Raw genomic sequence first — 20402 nt, forward strand, 5'->3', positions numbered from 1 at the left:
GAACAAGCAGCTTCGGCACAACAAGCAGTACAGCAGCACCTGATGCAAGCAGTATGAGCCCCTGCGCCGCCGTCGACGCCACGTTTGGAGTGGCGCGAACGGCGGCGCTGCGGCGCGTCCTGCCTGTGCCCGCTGCCGGTATCCGGCATAAACTTTAGATTGGTTGAAACCTTGAAACTCGAGCTCAAGGGCATTACCAAGAGCTTCGGCTCGCTGGTGGCCAACGACCACATAGATCTTGTAGTCGAACCGGGCGAGATCCACAGTCTGCTCGGCGAAAACGGCGCCGGCAAATCGACCTTGATGAACGTGCTCTATGGACTTTACGAGCCCACATCAGGGGAGATCCTCGTGGATGGTAAGCCGGTCAGGTTTGCCGGCCCCGGGGACGCGATGGCCGCCGGAATCGGGATGGTCCACCAGCACTTCATGCTGGTTCCCGTCTTCACCGTGGCCGAAAATGTTGCCTTGGGGCGGGAAAGCACAGGTTTTGCCGGCATCTTGGACCTGGAACAGACCAGGACGAAGATCCGGGAAATCTCGGCGGAATATGGCTTCAACGTTGACCCGGACGCTGTGGTCGAGGACCTGCCCGTAGGCGTGCAGCAGCGTGTAGAGATTATTAAAGCGCTGGTCCGCGATGCGCACGTCCTGATTCTCGATGAGCCCACGGCAGTGCTGACGCCGCAGGAAACCGACGAGCTAATGAACATTATGCGTCAGCTCAAAGCCGGCGGCACGTCGATCGTATTCATCTCGCATAAGCTCCGGGAGGTCAAGGCTATTTCGGACCGCATTACCGTGATCCGGCGCGGGAAGGTTGTTGGCAGCGCCGAACCCAGCGCCTCGACCACCGACCTGGCATCGATGATGGTGGGGCGCTCGGTCAGCTTGAGCCTGGACAAGGCGCCGGCGCAGCCCGGAGCAGAAATCTTCCGGGTCCGCAACCTTACCGTCATGTCCGACGTCGGCACCAGGCTGCTCGACGACGTTTCCTTTTCCGTGGCTACCGGGGAAATCCTGGCCGTCGCCGGCGTACAGGGAAACGGCCAAACGGAACTGACCGAGGCCGTGCTGGGCCTGCATAAACATGTCCGCGGTTCGGTCACACTCGATGGCCACGAGCTCGTGGGTCGATCCGTCCGGCAGGTACTGGACGCCGGGGTCGGCTTCGTGCCGGAGGACCGCACGGCCGACGGGCTGGTAGGCAGTTTCAGTATTGCCGAGAACCTGGTGCTGGACCTCTACGGAAAAAAAGAATTCTCCCGGGGATCCATGATGAACCGGAGCGCCATCGCCGAACACGCCGCGCGCAAGGTGGAGGAATTTGATGTCCGCACGCCCTCTGCCCGCGCGGCGGCGGATACGCTATCCGGCGGAAACCAGCAGAAAGTGGTGCTGGCGCGCGAATTGTCCCGGCCATTGAAGCTTTTCATCGCCTCCCAGCCCACCCGTGGAGTGGATGTTGGATCCATCGAGTTCCTGCACAAACGAATTGTTGCCGAAAGGGACAAGGGCACCCCGGTCATCATTGTCTCCACCGAGCTTGACGAGGTGCTGGAGTTGGCGGACCGCATCGCAGTGCTTTACGCCGGCCGGCTGATGGGTATTGTGCCTGGGAAGTCCTCCCGCGACCTGCTCGGCCTGATGATGGCCGGTCTCACCGCGGAGGAAGCCACCGTCCAGCTCAGCACCATCCCGACGTCAGAAGGAGAGCCGTCATGACGGACGCGCAGACGGAACCGGCGCCGCACGGCAATGCGGCTCCAACCGAAGAAACAGCACCAGCAGGCAGCGCCGGGGAAGCCGATCTAACAGGTGCGGCCGCCCCGATCAAACTGCCGGAATCAGGCGCAGAAAAAGACGGCGGCGGGAAAAACGGCAAAAACGGCGCCGAGACCGGCGACGGGCTCATCCGTGAGATTATGACCGGCAGCGGCCTTGTCTCGCTGCTGGCCGTCGTCGTCGCCCTGCTGATCGGTGCCATCCTCATTGCGGTCACCGATTCACGCGTTGCGGCGGCAGCCGGGTATTTTTTCGCCCAGCCCGGGGACACCTTCGCGGCCATGTGGGCTGCCGTCTCGGAGGCCTATGGAGCGCTGCTTCGAGGCGCCACTTATGACCCGAACGCACGGACCTGGCTCGGTCAGCTGGGAATCTTTGAAACGCTCACCTTCGCCACACCGCTGATCCTGGCCGGGCTCGCCGTGACGATCGCCTTCCGTGCCGGACTGTTCAATATCGGTGCGCAGGGGCAGATCATTCTGGGCGCCATTTTTGCCGGCGCCATTGGCTTCGGCATTGAACTTCCGCCGGGCATTCACCTGCTGGCAGTGATCGTCGGCGGAGCGGTCGGCGGTGCCATCTGGGGCGGCATTGCCGGATTTCTCAAGGCCCGCACGGGAGCGCATGAGGTGATTGTGACCATCATGCTCAACTACATCGCCGTCAACCTGGTGCTGTACCTGCTCAAGAATCAGCTCAAGGATCCCGGCAGCTCCAACCCCGTCAGTCCGCCGATGCACCAATCCGCACTGTTCCCGTTGCTGCTGGGACCGAACTTCCGGCTGCACGCCGGCTTCATCCTGTCGGTGCTGGCGGTGATCGCGGTGGCGTGGCTGTTGAATAGGTCCACGCTCGGCTTTGAGTTCAGGGCCATCGGGGCCAATCCCAACGCGGCCAGGACAGCCGGCATGGTTGTGACCCGCGGCTACATTCTGGTGATGCTGATCTCCGGCGCCCTCTCCGGGCTGGCCGGGGTGGCACAAATCTCCGGGACAGAGAGGTCCCTGGACGCGGAGGTGGCCGGCAACATCGGCTTTGACGCCATTACCGTGGCGTTGCTGGGACGCTCAACGCCGTGGGGAACCTTCTTCGCGGCACTGCTCTTCGGCGCGTTTAAAGCCGGCGGGACGTCGATGGCGGTCAACGCTGACGTTTCCATCGACATCGTGCTGGTGGTCCAATCCCTCATTGTGCTCTTTATCGCCGCGCCGCCATTGGTTCGCGCCATCTTCAGGATCAAGTCCGGGCCAGGCAAAACCAAGCCGGCCAAAAACACATCGATCGTCACCAAGTCCACCGGGGGAGCTGCAGTTTGAGCACCGTGATCAGCACCAAATCCAGCGCCGACAACACCGCGCTGCGGGATCAGCTGGCCGTCCGCAGCTGGAAGGTCCCGATCGTCTTCGCTGCCCTGGCGGTATTCGCCGTCGTCGTTTTCGCCGTCTTTGGACCCGAAGGCCATGCGACCTTCCGGCTTTCCCAGGAACAGGATGCCTGGCAGCTGCCGGATCTGGTGCTGCCGGCGAAGGCCTCCGGCATCGTTGCGGCTCTGGCCTGCGTTGTGTTGGCTCTCATGTCCTACCTGCAGACCAAAGCAGTCGGCCGCACCGCCCGATGGGTGAGCTCGAGCTTCACGGTGGTGTTCGTTGCCGGCTTCCTGATCTGGATCATCGGCGGCACCAAAACGCAGAACATCACACTGGTGGGGCTGTTCACGGGCGCTATGCTGATTGTCACCCCGCTGGTGTTCGGCTCCCTCTCCGGTGTGCTGTGTGAGCGCTCCGGCGTTGTTAACATCGCCATTGAGGGACAACTGCTGGCCGGCGCGTTTACCGCAGCGTTGGTCGGATCCATCACCGGTAATGCCTTTGCCGGACTCTTTGCCGCAGCCGTGGCCGGTCTCCTGGTTGGTTTTTTGCTGGCGGCCTTCAGTATCAAGTATTTGGTCAACCAGATCATCGTCGGGGTGGTGCTGAACGTTCTGGTGGCAGGCCTGACGGGCTTCCTCTTTGAAAAGATCATGAAAATCAAGGTGGCAGGGGCAACCATCTACAACCAGCCCCCGCACCTGCCGGACCTTCCGATTCCAGTGTTGAGCGAGATCCCGATCATTGGCCCGACGTTCTTCCGGCAGTCTGTGCTGGGCTACCTGATGCTGGTGCTCGTGGCCGGCATCTGGTTTGCCCTGTTCCGCACCCGGTGGGGACTGCGCATCCGTGCCGTGGGCGAACACCCGCAGGCGGCGGACACCATGGGGATTAACGTCAATCGGACCCGGTTTCTGAACGTCCTGGCCGGCGGCGCCGTTGCCGGTGTTGGCGGGGCGTACTTTACCTTGGTGGCCGTGAGCAGTTTCAGCAAGGATATGACCGGCGGCCTTGGCTTTATCGCCCTGGCGGCCTTGATCTTCGGCCGCTGGAACCCGATCGGCGCCTTCCTTGCCGCGCTGCTGTTCGGCGTGGCGGGGAATCTGAAGAGCATCCTGCAGCTGGCGGTGACACCGGTGGATGGCCAGTTCCTGGCGATGCTGCCGTACGCGCTGACCATCCTGGCGGTGGCGGGACTGGTAGGCAAGTCACGGGCACCAGCAGCCAGTGGCATTCCGTATGTGAAAGGTTAAGGCATGGCAGATAGCAACGGCGGTGCGGCCGACGTCGGCGAAATTGACTGGGAGCCGCTGGCAGCCGCAGCGCACGAGGCCATGCTGCATGCGTATGCGCCGTACTCCAGATTCCCGGTCGGCGCTGCCGCACTGACGGAGGACGGCAGAATCGTCAGCGGCACCAACGTGGAGAATGCCAGCTACGGACTGAGCCTCTGCGCCGAATGCACCATGGTGGGTAATCTGCAGATGACCGGGGGCGGCCGGCTGTCCGCGTTTTACTGCGTTAATTCCGCCGGTGCAGTCCTGATGCCGTGCGGGCGCTGCCGGCAGTTGCTGTACGAATTCGCAGCACCCGGCATGGTTCTGATGACCACCACGGGTATCAGGGCCATGGACGATGTACTGCCCGATGCATTCGGGCCACAACACTTGGAGGAAATTTCGTGACCGAGACTTTTGACGCCGTCGACATCATCCGCACTAAACGGGACCGAGGGACGCTCAGCCGGGCGCAGATCGACTGGACCATCGATGCGTATACGCGTGGGGCCATCGCGGAGGAGCAAATGTCGGCCCTGAATATGGCGATCCTGCTCAACGGAATGAACCGGGAGGAAATCTCGGCCTGGACCGCTGCCATGATTGCGTCCGGGGAACGAATGGATTTTTCCGGTCTGCGCAGCCCGGCCGGCGCTGTCAAGGCCACCAGCGATAAGCATTCCACCGGCGGTGTCGGGGACAAGATCACCTTGCCGCTGGCGCCACTGGTTGCCGTGTTCGGCGTTGCCGTGCCGCAGCTCTCCGGCCGCGGGCTCGGCCACACCGGCGGAACATTGGACAAGCTTGAGTCGATCCCCGGCTGGCGGGCCGAGCTCAGCAACGCTGCCATGATGCGCCAACTCAGCGAGGTGGGCGCCGTCATCTGCGCCGCGGGCGCTGGTTTGGCTCCGGCGGATAAGAAGCTGTACGCCCTGCGCGACGTTACCGGCACGGTGGAGGCCATCCCGCTGATTGCCTCTTCGATCATGAGTAAAAAAATCGCTGAGGGCACTGGATCCCTGGTGCTGGATGTAAAGGTTGGCTCGGGTGCTTTCATGAAGACCGAGGCCATGGCCCGGGAGCTGGCCGAAACGATGGTTGCCCTCGGCCAGGATGCCGGTGTCCATACTGTTGCGTTATTGACCAATATGGCGACCCCGCTGGGCTTGACGGCGGGTAACGCAATCGAGGTGCAGGAGTCGGTGGAGGTACTCGCCGGCGGCGGCCCGGAAGACGTCGTCGAACTGACCGTCCGGCTCGCGGAGGAAATGCTGGCCGGCGCAGGCGTCCACGATGCCGATCCGGCCGCAGCCCTGCGGGACGGCCGGGCCATGGACGTCTGGAAAAAGATGATCTCCGCACAGGGCGGAAATCCCGATGCCCCGTTGCCGCAGGCCAAGGAATCCGAAGTGATCTACGCGCCGGCCGACGGGGTCCTGGTGCAATTGGATGCGCTGGCGGTCGGCGTCGCCGCGTGGCGGCTCGGAGCCGGCCGGGCGCGTAAGGAAGACGCGGTCCAAGCCGGAGCCGGGGTGCGGTTGCACGCCAAGCCCGGAGCCTTGGTGCGCGCCGGTGAGCCGCTGATGACGCTGCTCACTGATACCCCGGAGAAGTTCGAACGGGCCCGCGAGGCGTTGGCTGACGCGGTGCTGATAGCTCCCGAAGGCTCCCGCCCCGACCAGCAGCTCGTGCTGGCGCGCATCGACTAGAGCAGGAGCAAAAGACTCATACTCCAGACGGAGGAGAACAGCGTAATGTAGCCCTAAAGACTGATGGTTTGCGTGAGCCTGGCGTGGGAAACTATAAGTGGCCCCACCCCCGGAGAGGAATCGTCCCCAGTGGACCTGCTGAATGCCTTACCCCACCTGTTGGGCGAGCTAAACCGTTTGATTGAGCACTCGGCAAACCAGTGGTGGATTGTGCCGTTGGTCATGCTCTTCTGCCTGATCGATGGATTCTTTCTGTTCCTCCCCAGCGAAACAGCCATTGTGGCCCTCGCTGCGATCTCCTCCAAGCTGGGGGAGCCAAACATCTGGCTGCTGCTGGTCGGCGGTGCCATCGGTGCCATTCTGGGCGACAATATCGCTTATTTCCTGGGGCGCAAGCTCGGTGTTAGCCGTTTCCGTTGGATGCGCCGGCCGCGGACGGCGAGGGCCTTTGAATGGGCGCGCAAGGAGCTGGACAAGCGCGGTGCCGTCCTGATATTTACCGCCCGGTATATTCCGGTGGGTCGGATAGCCGTCAACTTCACCGCCGGCGCAACGCGTTTCCCATGGAAGAATTTCTTCTGGCTGGATTTCGCCGCGGCTCTGACCTGGTCCGGGTATTCGGTGGGTATCGGTACTTTTGCGGGACGATGGGTCCACCACAACCCGCTGCTTGGCGTGGGCGTCGCAATCGTGTTTGCCATCATCATGGGCTTCATCGTCGACCACGCGATGAAGTTCTTTCTCCGGTGGGTCGGCAGGCGGGCGGCATCAAAGACCCCAGTGGCAGAACACGTTGCGGCAGGTCCGGACACGGCAGGTCAGGACACGGCAGGGCAGGACACGGCAGGGCAGGACACGGCAGGCCAGGGTGCGGCAGGTCCGGACGCGGCTGGCCAGGGCGCGGCCGGTCAGGCGTCGGTAGACCAGCCAACGGCGGATCGGTCGACCACGGCCGGTGGCCTGCCGCCGTCGGCTGAGCGTATGCCTGCCGGCGACGGGCGGGCTGACAGCGCCAGAGTTGAGGGCGTTAGAGTTGAACGGTGACTGAATCCGCGCAAGACGCCATGACCGCATCCGTAAAGACTTTGGACCTGCAGAGCCTGCCAAAGGTTTCCCTGCACGATCATCTGGACGGGGGTCTCCGCCCCGCCACGATCATCGAACTGGCAGCCGCGGCCGGGCACAAGCTGCCCTCGACGGACCCGGTGGCCCTGGCCGAATGGTTCCGTGAATCGGCTGATTCCGGCTCGCTGGTCCGATACCTGGAAACCTTCGACCACACCATCGCGGTAATGCAGACGCGGGACGGCCTGATTCGGGTGGCCCGGGAGTTCGTCGAAGATCTGGCGGACGACGGCGTCGTATACGGGGAAGTGCGCTGGGCACCCGAGCAGCACCTGACGGCCGGCCTGACTCTGGATGAAACGGTTGAAGCCGTGCAGGAAGGCCTGGAAGCAGGGGTTGCCTCCGTGGAGGAATCAGGCCGGCATATTCAGGTGGGGCAGCTGATCACGGCCATGCGCCATGCGGACCGCGGCCAGGAAATCGCCGAGCTCGCCGTGCGGCACCGAAACTCCGGCGCCGTCGGCTTTGACATCGCCGGAGCAGAAGAAGGCTTCCTGCCATCCCGGTTCAAGGATGCTTTCACGTACCTGGCCGAACACAATTTTCCTGCGACTGTGCATGCCGGTGAAGCAGCCGGGCTGGAGAGCATTCAGGACGCGCTGGTTCATGGACGCGCTCAGCGGCTCGGCCACGGCGTGCGGATCGCGGAGGACATTTCGGTGGAGTACATCGCGGCGGAGGATGCCGACGAGGCAGCGGTCGGCTCCTCGGGTCTCGACGAAGATGGCCTGAGTGCAGAAGACACCGTGGGCGTCGTTACGATGGGGGAATTGGCTTCCTGGGTGCGGGACCGCGGCATAGCGCTGGAAATCTGCCCATCGTCAAACCTGCAGACCGGGGCGATCGCCGGATTCGGCGGCGGTATCACCGACCATCCGCTGGACCTGCTGTACCAGACCGGATTCCGTGTGACGATCAATACGGATAATCGTTTGATGAGCGGCGTTACCCTCACCGATGAGTTCGAATTGCTGGTGGAGGTATTTGACTACGATCTGGATGATCTGCTGGCCCTTTCTTTGAACGCCGCCGAAGCTGCCTTCCTGCCGCTGGAGGACCGCGAGGCGCTGGCGGATCACTTGATTGAGGCCTACAGCGGCGCGCGCTGATGCATACTGGCCCGCCGGGCACCGGAATGCCCGCTGTGCCTGATCCCGCTGTGCCTGATCCCACTGTGCCTGATCCCACTGTGCCTGATTCTGCTGTGCAGCTGCTGCGGCTGATTGAGGTCATTGCCCAGTTGCGTCAGTGCTGCCCGTGGATGGGGGCGCTGACGCATGAGTCGCTGGTGCAATATTTGATCGAGGAGTCGTACGAACTTGTCGAAGCCATTGAGACGGGATCCCGCGATGAGATCAGGGGAGAACTCGGCGACCTTCTCCTGCAGGTGGTTTTGCACGCCCGCTTGGCGCAGGAAACCGGAGCCTTCGACATCGCCGACGTGGCACGGGCGCTGACGGCGAAAATGATTCGACGCAGCCCACATGTGTTCGATCCGGACGGAAGCTTGCGGGACGGCCTTCCAGCTGACCCTGCGGCTCCCCACAAGCCGGCAGCTTCCGATAATCCGGCAGCTCCCAACAACCTGGCGGAGATTGAGGCCACTTGGCGGAGCGTCAAGAACACGGAGCGGTCACATGCCGGAGCCAGTTCTCCCTTTCACGGCATTCCTGCCGCTCTCCCGGCGCTTGCCCTGGCCCAAAAATCACTGGACCGTGTCCTCCCTCCTACAGCTGTCCTCCCGGATATGGCAGTCCACCGCGGCGGGCCTGAAGCCGCGCCGCCGCGGACGGAAGAGGAGCTCGGTGAGCTGCTGTTCGCCGTCGTGCGCACTGCCCGCAGCAACGGGTGGGACGCCGAACGTGCCCTGCGAACCGCCGTCCGGCGCTTTCAACAGGACGTCAGCGTCGAAACTGGCGCGGCAGCCGCAAAATGACGTGCGCGCCGCGGCCAATTCAGCGGCAGCGCACGTCATTTACAGGACCAGGGCGCATAGATCCCGGCTCCCGGCCGGCTGCGGTGTTTAGGCGCTAGGCTAGGTGGGACAGCGAGGTCGACATTCATCCGCCAGCCGCCCCGACGCAAGGCAGCACATCCTAGGAGCCGTACATGGCCATCATTGACGCCATTCATGCACGCGAAATATTGGATTCCCGGGGCAACCCGACGGTCGAGGTCGAGGTAGGGCTCGACGACGGCTCGGTAGGCCGCGCGGCGGTCCCGTCCGGCGCTTCCACCGGCGCCTTCGAGGCCGTCGAACGCAGGGACAACGAAAAAGGCCGATACCAAGGCAAGGGCGTCCGGCAGGCCGTTGACGCGGTCATCGACACCATTGCCCCGGCACTGATCGGCTTCGACGCGACGGATCAGCGGCTGGTCGACCAGACCATGCTCGAACTCGACGGCACGCCGAACAAATCCAATCTGGGCGCCAACGCGATTCTGGGCGTTTCGCTGGCCGTCGCCCATGCCGCCGCGGATTCCTCAGATCTACCGCTGTATCGCTACCTGGGCGGACCGAATGCGCACGTTTTGCCCGTGCCGATGATGAATATCCTCAACGGCGGATCGCATGCCGACTCCGACGTTGATATCCAGGAATTCATGGTGGTCCCGCTCGGTGCCTCGACCTTTTCCGAGGGTCTGCGCTGGGGTGTGGAGGTCTACCACAATCTCAAATCCGTGCTGCAGGAAAAGGGACTCGCCACCGGACTTGGCGACGAGGGCGGCTTCGCTCCGAACCTGCCGTCCAACCGGGCCGCGCTGGATCTGATCCTGGACGCCATCAAGAGGGCCGGTTACACACCCGGCAAGGACGTGGCTCTGGCGCTGGACGTCGCTTCGTCAGAGTTCTTCAAGGACGGAACCTACCAATTCGAGGGTACCTCGCAGACGGCGGCGCAAATGAGTGCCTACTACGAAGAGCTGGTCCGGGACTACCCGCTGGTCTCCATTGAGGATCCACTGGACGAGGACGACTGGGAAGGCTGGAAGACGCTCACCGATGCCATTGGCGACAAGGTCCAGATCGTCGGCGACGACCTTTTCGTCACGAACCCGGAGCGTCTGCAGCGCGGGATCGATGCGAAGACGGCCAATTCTCTGCTCGTGAAGGTCAACCAGATCGGCACGTTGACGGAAACACTTGACGCCGTCTCGCTGGCCCAACGCGCCGGTTATACGACGATTACCTCGCACCGTTCCGGTGAAACCGAGGACACGACGATTGCCGATATCTGTGTGGCTACCAATGCCGGACAGATAAAGACAGGGGCTCCGGCCCGCTCCGAGCGCGTCGCGAAGTACAACCAGCTGCTGCGGATCGAAGAAGAGCTCGACGACGCCGCCCGCTACGCCGGATCTGCCGCCTTCCCGCGTTTCACGGCCAAGTAAACGTCGGTGACTGGCTAAGGTTAACGTCAGGCCTTAGCCGGTCGGGCCGCGGCCCGACCGCAAAACAGATTCAGGAGAGCCATGAGTACCCGTCGTCCCAAAGTGCCGCGCGCAGCAAACGCCGGTGCCGATAGGGCAGCGGAGCCCGATACGGGCGCTCCGGGTCCGCATTATCGACCCGCCGGGAGTCCTGCCGGGAGTCCTGCCAGCAGCAATTCGGCAGTGGGCGGCCCAGCCGGGAAACCGAAGGTTCGAACCGGCCAGCGACCAGCAGCGGCAGCGAAAGTGGTTTACCGGCATTCCCCGGAAGCGCCCACAAAGGGCCCTAAACCCGTACCGGCCCGGGCATTTTCCGGCCGCCTGCTGGCCCTGGCCGTCGTCCTGCTGACTATCACGGTTTTACTGGCACCTTCCATTCACACCTACCTGCAGCAGCGGGCGCAGATTTCCGCGCTGGAGCAGGACATTTCGGGGAAGCAGCAGCAGCAGACTGACCTGAAGAATGAGGCAGCCAGGTGGAGTGATCCGGCTTATATTAAGCAGCAGGCCCGGGACCGGGTCAACATGCTGATGCCCGGGGAAACGGGCTATTGGGTCTATGGCGCGGATGGTTCCGGCCCCACCTCTGCGGAGACGGGCAGCTCACCTGCACCGTCCGGGGCCGGGGAAACTCTGCCGTGGGTCGATGGACTCATCAAATCGATCAAGCGGTCCGCGGCTGAATAATGCGCCGCAGCGCCCCGGGCGGAATTTTTTCGCTTTTTTATCTGTCTTCTAGCCACAGGAAGGACGTCGGTGACCACGCCAGCCTCCGCAGCCAAAGCATCCGGTCGGGCAGCTACAGCTGCGGACCTGGACACCCTCAGCCGCCAGCTCAACCGCCCCGTCCGTGACGTCGTCGAAATTCCGGCCCGGTGCGTGTGCGGGAATCCACTGGTGGCCGCCACGGCGCCCCGGCTAAGTAACGGAATTCCCTTTCCGACAACGTTCTACCTGACTCATCCGGTGATCACCGCAGCCGTGTCACGGCTGGAGGCTGCCGGGCTGATGAACACAATGACAGAACGGTTGTCGGCGGATCCCGATTTGGCCGCCGCATACTTGGCCGCACATCGGGCCTACCTGAGCGCACGGGCAGGGATCGGCGAGCGGGCCGGCACCGGACCCGTCCCGGAGATCGACGGGATTTCCGCCGGTGGCATGCCAACCCGGGTGAAATGCCTGCATGTGCTGGTCGGACATGCGCTCGCCGCGGGGCCCGGTGTGAACCCGCTGGGGGACGAGGCAATCGAAGATATTGCGCAGTGGTGGACCCCGGAGCGCTGCTACTGCGTCGGAGCCTGGGATCCAGAGAGCCCGGTTCCTTCCCGGGACCTCAGCAGGCACGTTAGGCAACAGCCCAGCAAGCCTCTGCCTCGATCCTGACCCATGAACCCGCCGCGAAAGGCCCTCCCATGCGCGTAGCTGCCATCGATTGTGGAACCAATTCAATCCGTTTGCTGATTGCCGACGTTGCCGGCGGCGTTTTGACCGATGTGCACCGCGAAATGCGGGTGGTGCGGCTGGGGCAGGGAGTGGACGCGACCGGCAGGTTGTCTGCCCAGGCGCTGGCGCGCACCTTCAGCGCGACCGAGGATTATGCCGCGCTCATCCGTTCCCATGCTGCAGCGCGGGTGCGGTTCGTCGCCACCTCGGCGACCCGTGATGCGCAGAACCGACAGACGTTCATTGACGGCGTCCGGGACCGCCTTGGCGTGGAGCCGGAGGTGGTCAGCGGGGATGAGGAGGCGGCGCTGTCCTTCGCCGGAGCTGCCAGCGTGCTGCCCGGTCCGGGCGCGCCGCTTGTCCTGGTTGTGGACCTTGGTGGCGGCAGCACCGAATTTGTTGCCGGTAATCGTGACGGAGTGCAGGCCGCCATCAGTACCAATATGGGATGCGTGCGTTTCACCGAGCGGTTCCTGCGCAGCGACCCGCCCGGCGCGGCGGAAATTGCTCAGGCGCAGGCGGCCGTTGAAGACCAGCTCAGCAACGTGCTGGACGCCGTACCGCTGGCGGGGGTGGATAGCCTGCTTGGCGTTGCCGGCTCGGTGACCACCATTACGGCGCAGGCCCTACGCCTGCCGGCCTATGACCCCGGACGGATCCACGGGGCCGTTCTGCCCGCCGACACTGTGATGCAGGCGTGCACGGAATTGCTTGAGATGACACGCGGGCAGCGCAAAGCCCTGCCGTTTATGCACCCCGGCCGGGTGGACGTGATTGGCGCGGGGGCGCTCATTTGGCGGACGGTGATCGCCCGGCTGGGCGTTCTGACCGACGGCAGGGTCAACTCGGTAACCGTGAGCGAACACGATATTCTGGATGGCATCGCGTTGGGGATCTCCCAGCAGGACTAAAAGGGTATCCGGCACTGACGCCCGGGAATCATTGCCACCGAAGCAGACGACGGGAATTGGATGCAGCTACGGACCACGCTGCGGCCTGCGGTCGCGGCCGTGCTGACGCTCGCCGTTTTCGCGGCCCTGTGCGTCTCGGGACTCCTCACCGCCGCTCCTGCCCATGCGGATGATATCCGCAATCGGGAATACTGGCTGGACAACTACGGCATCGCCGAGGCCTGGCAGGTCTCCAAGGGCGCCGGGGTGAAGGTTGCCGTTATTGACAGCGGCATGGACGGAACCCATCCGGACCTTGCCGGCGCGATAGCCGGCGGGACGGACGTCTCCGGTTCTGGCCAAGCCGATGGCCAGAAGGGGATTGGAGCCGAGCCCGAGCACGGCACCCTGGTGGGGACGCTGCTGGCCGGGCGTGGACACGCATCCGCATCTGCCAGCGCGGATCCGTCCGCACCGGCTACCGTTGGCGCCGGGCCCGACGGCGTGATCGGTGTGGCGCCAGAGGCCCAGTTGCTCAGTGTTTCCGCCTGGCTCGGAAGTGCCAACCCTTCCGGAAAAAGCATTGACGAACAAATTCCGGCGGCGGTACGCTGGGCGGTCGATAACGGCGCCAAGGTCATCAACATGTCACTGGGCAGTACCTCAACAGCCTGGCCACAAAGCTGGGATGACGCATTCCTGTACGCCGAACAAAAGGACGTGGTGATAGTCGCCGCCGCCGGAAACCGGAAGACCGGGAGCGCCCAGGTAGGCGCGCCCGCTACCATCCCCGGCGTCCTTGCCGTAGCCGGTCTGGACCACGACGGCTCGGCCAGTCGGGATTCGTCCTCTCAGGGCATCAGTATCGGGGTGGCGGCTCCAGCCGAGAAACTCGTGGGGGGTCTGCCGGGCGGTGGTTATGCGGACTGGAGCGGAACCTCCGGTGCCGCCCCGATCGTCTCCGGAGTTGCTGCGCTGATCCGGTCCAAATATCCGCACATGTCAGCCGCACAGGTGATCAACAGGATCATCAGCACCGCCAAGCCGAAGGGGGACGGGGTCCCTAACGCCTTGTACGGCTTTGGTTTGCTCGACGCCGCGGGCGCACTCAGCGCCGATGTCCCCGTCGTGTCGGTCAACCCGCTGGGCAGCATGGCGGACTGGATCAGGATTCACCGACGGACCGAGAGCCACTCTGCGGGCCCCTCTGAAGTTCCCTCCTCGACTGCCCTGCCGGGTGCCGTGGCTCCGGCAACTCCGGCAACTCCGGGCATTGCGGACCCCACGGTTCCGGCGGCCCTGCCGCCCTCGGCATTGGACAGTGCTCTTCCGCGCACCGTGGTGTTAGGATTTTCGATTTTGTTCCTGCTGATCCTCGCCGGCGGAACGATACATCTGCTCATCGCCCGGCGCCGGCAGAAGCCCGACGAGCACCCCGGAGCGCACCCGCCGACGCGTTAGTGAATGTTTTCACAAAGTCTTGTAGCATAGAGGCATGGCTCCTACATCCCAATTCCTGGATCGTCCGCGCGTTCTCGTAGTCGGCGGCGGCTACGTCGGCCTCTACGTGGCACTTCGCCTGCAGAAGAAGATCGCCAATGCCGGTGGCATCGTCACCGTGGTTGATCCGCTGCCCTACATGACGTACCAGCCCTTCCTTCCAGAAGTGGCTGCCGGCACTATCGAGGCCCGCCACGCCGTCGTCCCGCACCGCAAGCATCTGCGGCAGACCGAGCTCATCCAGGGCTCCGTCACCAGCATCGACCATAAGAGCCGCACCGCCGTGGTAGCCCCGGCGGACGGTGGCGAGCACTTTGAACTGCCGTACTTCGACGTCGTAGTGGCAGCCGGCTCGATCACGCGGACCTTCCCGATTAAGGGTCTGGCGGAAAACGGAATCGGCATGAAAACGATCGAAGAAGCCGTCGCGGTCCGTAACCAGGTACTGGACCGGATTGAAGCGGCCTCCATCGAGACGGATCCGGCCATGCGTCAGCGCGCTTTGACGTTCGTCGTCGTCGGCGGAGGTTTTGCCGGCATCGAAACCATCACCGAACTTGAGGATATGGCCCGCACTGCGGCGAAGCAGAACCCGCGGCTGAACGTCGCAGAACTTCGATTCGTCCTGGTCGAGGCAATGGGGCGGATTATGCCCGAGGTCACGCAGCCGCAATCGGAATGGGTCATCGAGCACCTGCGCAGCCGCAACATTGAGGTTCTGCTCAATACTTCGTTGGCCAGCGCCGTAGACAACCACATGAGTTTGATTAACATGCCGGATAAGACCGTTGCACAGGAATTCGATGCGGATACACTGATCTGGACCGCAGGGGTGCAGGCAAACCCGATGGTCCGTTCCACCGACTTCCCGATCGATCCGCGCGGACGGGTGCAGGTTGGCGCGGATCTTCGGATCACCGGTGAATTCGGCGCCATCCAGAACGCCTGGGCGGCCGGCGATGTCGCTGCCGTTCCGGATTTGACCGGCGGCGGTGTAGCGGGCTTCTGCGTCCCCAATGCCCAGCACGCCCTCCGCCAGGCAAAGCGTCTGGCCAGCAACCTGTGGGCCTCGCGTTTTGATAAGCCGTTGACAGACTACAAGCACAAGAACCTTGGCGCCGTAGCCGGTTTCGGCGAGTGGAAGGGCGTCGCCAACATCATGGGCGTTGGACTCAAGGGCTGGCCGGCCTGGCTGGCCCACCGCGGCTACCACGGCCTGGCAATGCCGACGTTCGAGCGTAAATGGCGGGTCATTTCCGACTGGTTCATTAGCATGTTCACCGGTCGCGACACCACCGCGCTGCTGGACCTGGACCGCCCCCGCGCTGCCTTCCGCGCCGCAGCCGGCCCCGCGCCGAAGCCAGCGGCCAAGTCTGCCGCCAAGTCTGCGGACGCCCCGGCCGATGCTTCGGCTCCGGCAAAAGAAGAGGTCCCAGTCGGGGCCAAGTAACGCCGGCAGGGTGTAATGCCCGACGGGTGTAATGCCCGACGGCGCCCGCCCCGGTCTCCGGACGGGCGCCGTTCGTGTTTGAGGGCGGCGCCGTTTCGGTGATCTGTATTCTGCCGGTGATTCCCGCCGGTTTTTTCCCGGCACGCTGGATCGAGTACGCTGGACCGCGGGCCCCAATAGCCCAATCGGCAGAGGCAGCAGACTTAAAATCTGTTCAGTCTGGGTTCAAGTCCCAGTTGGGGCACTTCAACGGTGTGACGGCGCGCCCGGTGATACAGGAAGCGGCCGGAACGCCGGCAGCGACGCGGGCCGGAACGCCGGCCATGAAGCGGGCCGGAACGCCGGCCATGAAGCGGGCCGGAACGCCGGCGTTATCAGCGCGTGCTTCGCGGAACTATTCCCGGCGGCGGTTCGTCGAACTTGGTAGGCTTAGATTTGCTCACCTGCCCCCGAATGGAGGACACCGCACCATGGCTGTCAGCGGAAACCCCGTATTTGCCAACAACAAGAACTTCAGTGCCAAGCCGGCGTTCCAGGGCCAGCTGCAAAACCAGGGATATAAGGGTGCTGAATCCGCGACTAAAGATGCAGGGCTGAACCCGCAGCAGCTGCAGGACCTGTACAACGCGCCCTCGGCCGGCCCCTCGCAAACGGGGCGGATGACGCTCGACGACGTCATCATCAAGACCGTGGGCATGCTTGCCCTAGTGCTGGTCGGGGCAGCCGTGGGTTGGATCTTCCCGGTTCTGACCATCCCCGGCATGATCATCGGACTGGTGCTTGGCCTGGTTAACTCCTTTAAGCGGGAACCCTCGCCGGCGCTGATGATGCTCTACGCGGGGGCCGAGGGTGTGTTCCTGGGCGGGATCTCGGGCCTTCTGGAGGGGATGTTCCCCGGCATCGTGGTGCAGGCCGTGCTCGGCACGTTGTCCGTCTTCGCCGTGACACTGCTGCTGTTCAAGAGCGGCAAGGTCCGGGCAACGCCGAAGATGACGAAGATCTTCATGATCGGCATCGGCGGCTACCTGGTCTTCTCGATACTGAACTTCGGCCTCATGGTCTTCAACGTCACCGACAGTCCCTGGGGAATCCGGAGCATGCATATTCCGGGGACCAACATTCCGTTCGGGCTGGTGCTGGGCCTGCTCGCCATCGCTCTGGCGGCGTTCTCCCTGGTAATGGACTTTACGTCCATCCAGCGCGGCGTGCAGAACGGCGTCCCGGCCAAGTATTCGTGGACGGCCGCATTCGGACTCACTGTTACCTTGGTGTGGCTTTACGTGGAGATCCTTCGCCTGCTGGCGATCATGCGAAACAACTAGCCGCAGAGCGGCCCCGCGCCTTCACCCTGCGCGCGTGCCGGGGATATGGCGGGCTGGCTTGGGAATTACCAGGGCAGCCTGCCGTATCCCCGGCATCTTTATACGTACTTCCCGGCGTCAGGAATTTCTCAGATTTCCGGCATAGGCTGAGCTCTTCCGATGCCGCTGCGGCATCGTCGGGAAGGAATCATGCAGCGTTTAAGCCCGATTTTTGGCGTCTTTGGAATCCTATATTTTCTCGTTGCCTTGGTCTGTGTTGTGGCCTTCGTCTGGGTTGCGGTATTGCTGATACAGTTCCTGACGCTGAAAAACCGTCAGCTCCGGGCGAGGCTATACGGCGTGGAGCCTGAAGGCGGAGATTGGAGTCACCGGCAACGCGGTCCAGGCTACCCTGCGGAACAGCCAGGACAGCACTGGCCGGGCCAGCAGCAGCAACCGGGCCAGCAGCAATCCGGCGGTCCTGGTCAGCCGTGGGCCGGTCAGCAGCCAACGCAGCAGCCTCCCGTGAATCCGCAGCAGCCGCCGCAGCAGCCCCCGACAAATCCGCATCCGTCGGCATAACGCAGCGGAGCACTCAGTTCAATCGTTCCAGGATCAGTGCCATGCCTTGTCCGCCGCCGACGCACAGGGTCGCCATGCCCAAGCTGCCATCCGTCGTCGTCAGCCCGTTCATCAGGGTGGTGACCATCCGGACGCCCGTCATTCCGAAAGGGTGGCCCAGGGCGATGGCGCCGCCGAAGGCGTTGAGCTTGGACGCGTCGATGTCCAGTGCGCGGCGGCTGGCAACGACTTGGACGGCAAAGGCCTCGTTGAGTTCGACCAAGTCGATATCCTTGATCGTCATTCCCGCCAGTGCCATGGCGCGCCTGCTGGCCTCGATCGGGCCCAGACCCATGATCTCCGGAGAGAGGGCGCTGACGCCTGTGGAGATGATGCGTGCCAGTGGCGTCAGGCCCAGCTCACGGGCCCGGGCGGCGCTCATCACTACGGCGGCAGCTGCCCCATCGTTCAACGGGCACGCATTGCCGGCGGTCACCGTCCCACCGGGCCGGAATGCCGGCTGCAGTGAACTCACTGAGTCCATCGTGACGCCGGCCCGGGGCGAGTCATCGCGGTCGACGACGGCGCCGTCACGGCGGGTGTATGGCGTAATCTCGCGGGCATAGAAGCCGGACGCGACGGCCGCCTCGGCGCGGTTCTGGCTCTGCACGCCCCACTGGTCCTGCTCATTGCGGTCAATACCCAGGGACGTGGCGACGTTTTCCGCCGTTTGTCCCATGGAAAGGTAGATGTCTGGCATCTCCCCGTCCAGCCGGGGGTCCGTCCAGGCCGCATTGGCAGCGGCTACTGCGGCGGCTCGGGCGCCTGCTCCGGCGAACTTCGGATTGTGGTTGGTGCGCTCGGTCTCCCCTGCACCCTTCCAGCTCTGGTACCGGGAAACTGATTCGACACCGGCAGCTACAAAAGCGTGCCCCTCGCCGGCACGGATCGCGTGAAAGGCCATCCGCAGGGTCTGCAGACTCGACGCGCAGAAACGGTTAATGGTGGCAGCCGGAACGCTGTCCAATCCGGCCAGCACGCTGACCACCCGCGCCATGTTGGAGCCGGCTTCTCCGCTGGGTTCGGCGCAGCCCAGGTACAGATCATCCAGGGTTGTTGGATCAAGCTCTGGAACCTTGGCCAAAGCCGCGGTGACCATCGCGGCCGCCAGGTCGTCGGGGCGCTCGTCTTTTAGCGATCCCTTAAAGGCCCGGCCAATTGGGCTGCGGACAATGGAGACGATCACGGCTTCTGGCATCGTCGCGGTGCTGGCTATACTCATGCCTCCATTGTGGCCGCGATCTCCATCTCACTCAACGTCGCCGTCGCCGGTGCAGGTGCCGGAGGTCGCCGTCCTCGTCGCCGGTGCCGGTGGTCGCTGGTGCCGGTGCTAACTAATCCGGCCGGCACCAGCGGCGGGCGTTACCGCGAAAATATCCGGCTTCCGGAAGCCGGCGTGCGCGAATGCCGTCTGGACCGCCTGCCGGATACCAGCTTCAGAGGCGGCCGGGATGAGCGCAATGGCGGAGCCGCCGAAACCGCCGCCGGTCATCCGGGCACCCAGGGCACCGTTGGCCAGAGCAGTCTCCACCGCCAGATCCAACTCGGGACAGGAAATTTCAAAGTCGTCCCGCATCGAGAGGTGGCTGGCGGTCAGCAGCGGGCCGATCGCCGCCGGTCCCCGTTCGGCGAGGACTGCAACGGTGGAGAGTACGCGGTCGTTTTCAGTGACAATATGCCGCACCCGGCGGAAGGTCTCATCATCGAGGAGCCCAGCGGCCTCGGAGAGTTCGTTGACGCTGACGTCCCTGAGCGTCGGCACACCCAATACCTCAGCGCCCAGTTCGCAGGACGCGCGTCTGGCGGCGTAGTCTCCGGTGGCGTGTGCGTGGCTGACCCGAGTGTCCACCGCCAACACCACCAGCTGTGCGAGAGTGAGATCGAGCGGTACCTGCTCCACATGCCGGCTGCGACAGTCGAGGAAAACAGCGTGACCCTCGGATGAGAGCAGGGACGCCGACTGGTCCAGAATTCCCGTTGGAGCACCCACCACCTCATTTTCGGCGCGCTGGCCTACCAGCACCAGCTCCTGGCGCGTCAGGGCGGCACCGGTCAAATCGTTCAAGGCCAATGCCACAGCGCTTTCGATCGCCGCGGAGGAGGACAGGCCGGCGCCGTTCGGCACCGAAGAGTCCAGGAAGAGATCGAAACCGGGGACGCGAATGCCTTGTTGGGCGAGTACCCAGGCCACACCCAGGGGATAGGCCGTCCAACCGTGCATGTTCGACGGCGCCAATCGCGTCAGATCAACGGTCACCAGACCCTCATCGCCGTAGCTGGAAATCAGCCGCGCGGTATTGTCTGCGCGCAGCCGAATCGCGACTTTAGCTGTGTGGCCAATGGCGAAGGGCAGGACGAAGCCCTCGTTGTAATCGGTATGCTCACCGATCAGATTGACCCGTCCCGGTGCCTGCCACACCCCGTCGGGTGCACGTCCGAAAACGTCCGCGAACATGGCTGCTGCCTCCGCGCTCACTTTGGCCTGATCCTTATTACCCG

General features: G+C 63.8%; 18 protein-coding genes and 1 tRNA gene. 16 read left to right on the top strand and 3 right to left on the bottom strand.

From position 1 onward, the window contains the following. Nucleotides 1–171: 171 nt before the first annotated feature. The 16 genes from IV500_RS10280 (at nt 172) to IV500_RS10355 (ending at nt 17303) form a co-directional block, all read left to right on the top strand. Entirely contained in the window at nt 172–1725 is a 1554-nt protein-coding gene (locus tag IV500_RS10280; RefSeq protein ID WP_196396748.1) for an ABC transporter ATP-binding protein, read from the top strand. Further along, nucleotides 1722–3101 (top strand): ABC transporter permease, encoded by a 1380-nt coding sequence (locus tag IV500_RS10285; protein ID WP_196396708.1) that lies wholly within the window; start codon nt 1722–1724, stop codon nt 3099–3101. Before IV500_RS10280 ends, IV500_RS10285 begins: the two co-directional genes overlap by 4 nt. Further along, nucleotides 3098–4405, top strand: a complete 1308-nt coding sequence (locus IV500_RS10290) for an ABC transporter permease (protein WP_196396709.1) — start codon at nt 3098–3100, stop codon at nt 4403–4405. Before IV500_RS10285 ends, IV500_RS10290 begins: the two co-directional genes overlap by 4 nt. A gap of 3 nt (nt 4406–4408) precedes the next feature. Next, complete coding sequence (locus tag IV500_RS10295) at nt 4409–4837, top strand: cytidine deaminase (protein ID WP_196396710.1); 429 nt, start codon at nt 4409–4411, stop codon at nt 4835–4837. Beyond that, entirely contained in the window at nt 4834–6138 is a 1305-nt protein-coding gene (locus IV500_RS10300; protein ID WP_196396711.1) for a thymidine phosphorylase, read from the top strand. The genes IV500_RS10295 and IV500_RS10300 overlap by 4 nt, the downstream gene beginning before the upstream one ends. 129 nt (nt 6139–6267) lie before the next feature. Further along, entirely contained in the window at nt 6268–7182 is a 915-nt protein-coding gene (locus tag IV500_RS10305; RefSeq protein ID WP_312875889.1) for a DedA family protein, read from the top strand. Further along, complete coding sequence (locus IV500_RS10310; RefSeq protein ID WP_376770199.1) at nt 7179–8372, top strand: adenosine deaminase; 1194 nt, start codon at nt 7179–7181, stop codon at nt 8370–8372. Before IV500_RS10305 ends, IV500_RS10310 begins: the two co-directional genes overlap by 4 nt. Nucleotides 8373–8452: 80 nt before the next feature. After that, nucleotides 8453–9199, top strand: coding sequence for a MazG nucleotide pyrophosphohydrolase domain-containing protein (locus IV500_RS10315; protein ID WP_312875890.1), 747 nt, complete (start codon nt 8453–8455; stop codon nt 9197–9199). Between the two features lie 173 nt (nt 9200–9372). Further along, nucleotides 9373–10656 carry a phosphopyruvate hydratase gene (gene eno / locus IV500_RS10320; RefSeq protein ID WP_196396712.1) on the top strand — a complete coding sequence of 428 codons (1284 nt, stop codon included), beginning with the start codon at nt 9373–9375 and terminating at the stop codon, nt 10654–10656. Nucleotides 10657–10737: 81 nt separating this feature from the next. After that, on the top strand, nt 10738–11382 hold the full coding sequence (locus IV500_RS10325; RefSeq protein ID WP_196396713.1) for an FtsB family cell division protein: 645 nt from the start codon (nt 10738–10740) through the stop codon (nt 11380–11382). A gap of 69 nt (nt 11383–11451) precedes the next feature. After that, nucleotides 11452–12081 carry a DUF501 domain-containing protein gene (locus IV500_RS10330; RefSeq protein WP_196396714.1) on the top strand — a complete coding sequence of 210 codons (630 nt, stop codon included), beginning with the start codon at nt 11452–11454 and terminating at the stop codon, nt 12079–12081. Between the two features lie 29 nt (nt 12082–12110). After that, a complete protein-coding gene (locus IV500_RS10335; protein WP_196396715.1) occupies nt 12111–13052 on the top strand; it encodes a Ppx/GppA phosphatase family protein in 942 nt (313 codons plus the stop codon). Nucleotides 13053–13112: 60 nt separating this feature from the next. Then, nucleotides 13113–14492, top strand: a complete 1380-nt coding sequence (locus IV500_RS10340; protein WP_196396716.1) for a S8 family peptidase — start codon at nt 13113–13115, stop codon at nt 14490–14492. Nucleotides 14493–14526: 34 nt separating this feature from the next. Further along, the gene (locus IV500_RS10345; RefSeq protein WP_196396717.1) at nt 14527–15981 is read left to right on the top strand and encodes an NAD(P)/FAD-dependent oxidoreductase; all 1455 of its coding nucleotides are present in this window, start codon (nt 14527–14529) and stop codon (nt 15979–15981) included. 170 nt (nt 15982–16151) lie between these two features. Further along, nucleotides 16152–16225: transfer RNA gene (locus IV500_RS10350), tRNA-Leu, on the top strand. A 226-nt stretch (nt 16226–16451) separates the two neighbouring features. Further along, a complete protein-coding gene (locus IV500_RS10355) occupies nt 16452–17303 on the top strand; it encodes a Bax inhibitor-1/YccA family protein (protein WP_196396718.1) in 852 nt (283 codons plus the stop codon). Nucleotides 17304–17633: 330 nt separating this feature from the next. On the opposite strand, the gene IV500_RS10360 is transcribed toward IV500_RS10355, so the two are convergent. From IV500_RS10360 to galK, 3 genes are all read right to left on the bottom strand, one after another. Beyond that, nucleotides 17634–17852 carry a hypothetical protein gene (locus IV500_RS10360; RefSeq protein WP_196396719.1) on the bottom strand — a complete coding sequence of 73 codons (219 nt, stop codon included), beginning with the start codon at nt 17850–17852 and terminating at the stop codon, nt 17634–17636. Nucleotides 17853–17877: 25 nt separating this feature from the next. Continuing rightward, nucleotides 17878–19101, bottom strand: a complete 1224-nt coding sequence (locus IV500_RS10365) for an acetyl-CoA C-acetyltransferase (RefSeq protein ID WP_196396751.1) — start codon at nt 19099–19101, stop codon at nt 17878–17880. 132 nt (nt 19102–19233) lie between these two features. Further along, a complete protein-coding gene (gene galK / locus IV500_RS10370) occupies nt 19234–20358 on the bottom strand; it encodes a galactokinase (protein ID WP_230854808.1) in 1125 nt (374 codons plus the stop codon). Nucleotides 20359–20402 lie beyond the last annotated feature (44 nt).

The organism is Arthrobacter terrae (assembly GCF_015708085.1).
In the GTDB taxonomy this organism is placed as follows: Bacteria; Actinomycetota; Actinomycetes; order Actinomycetales; family Micrococcaceae; genus Arthrobacter_M; species Arthrobacter_M terrae.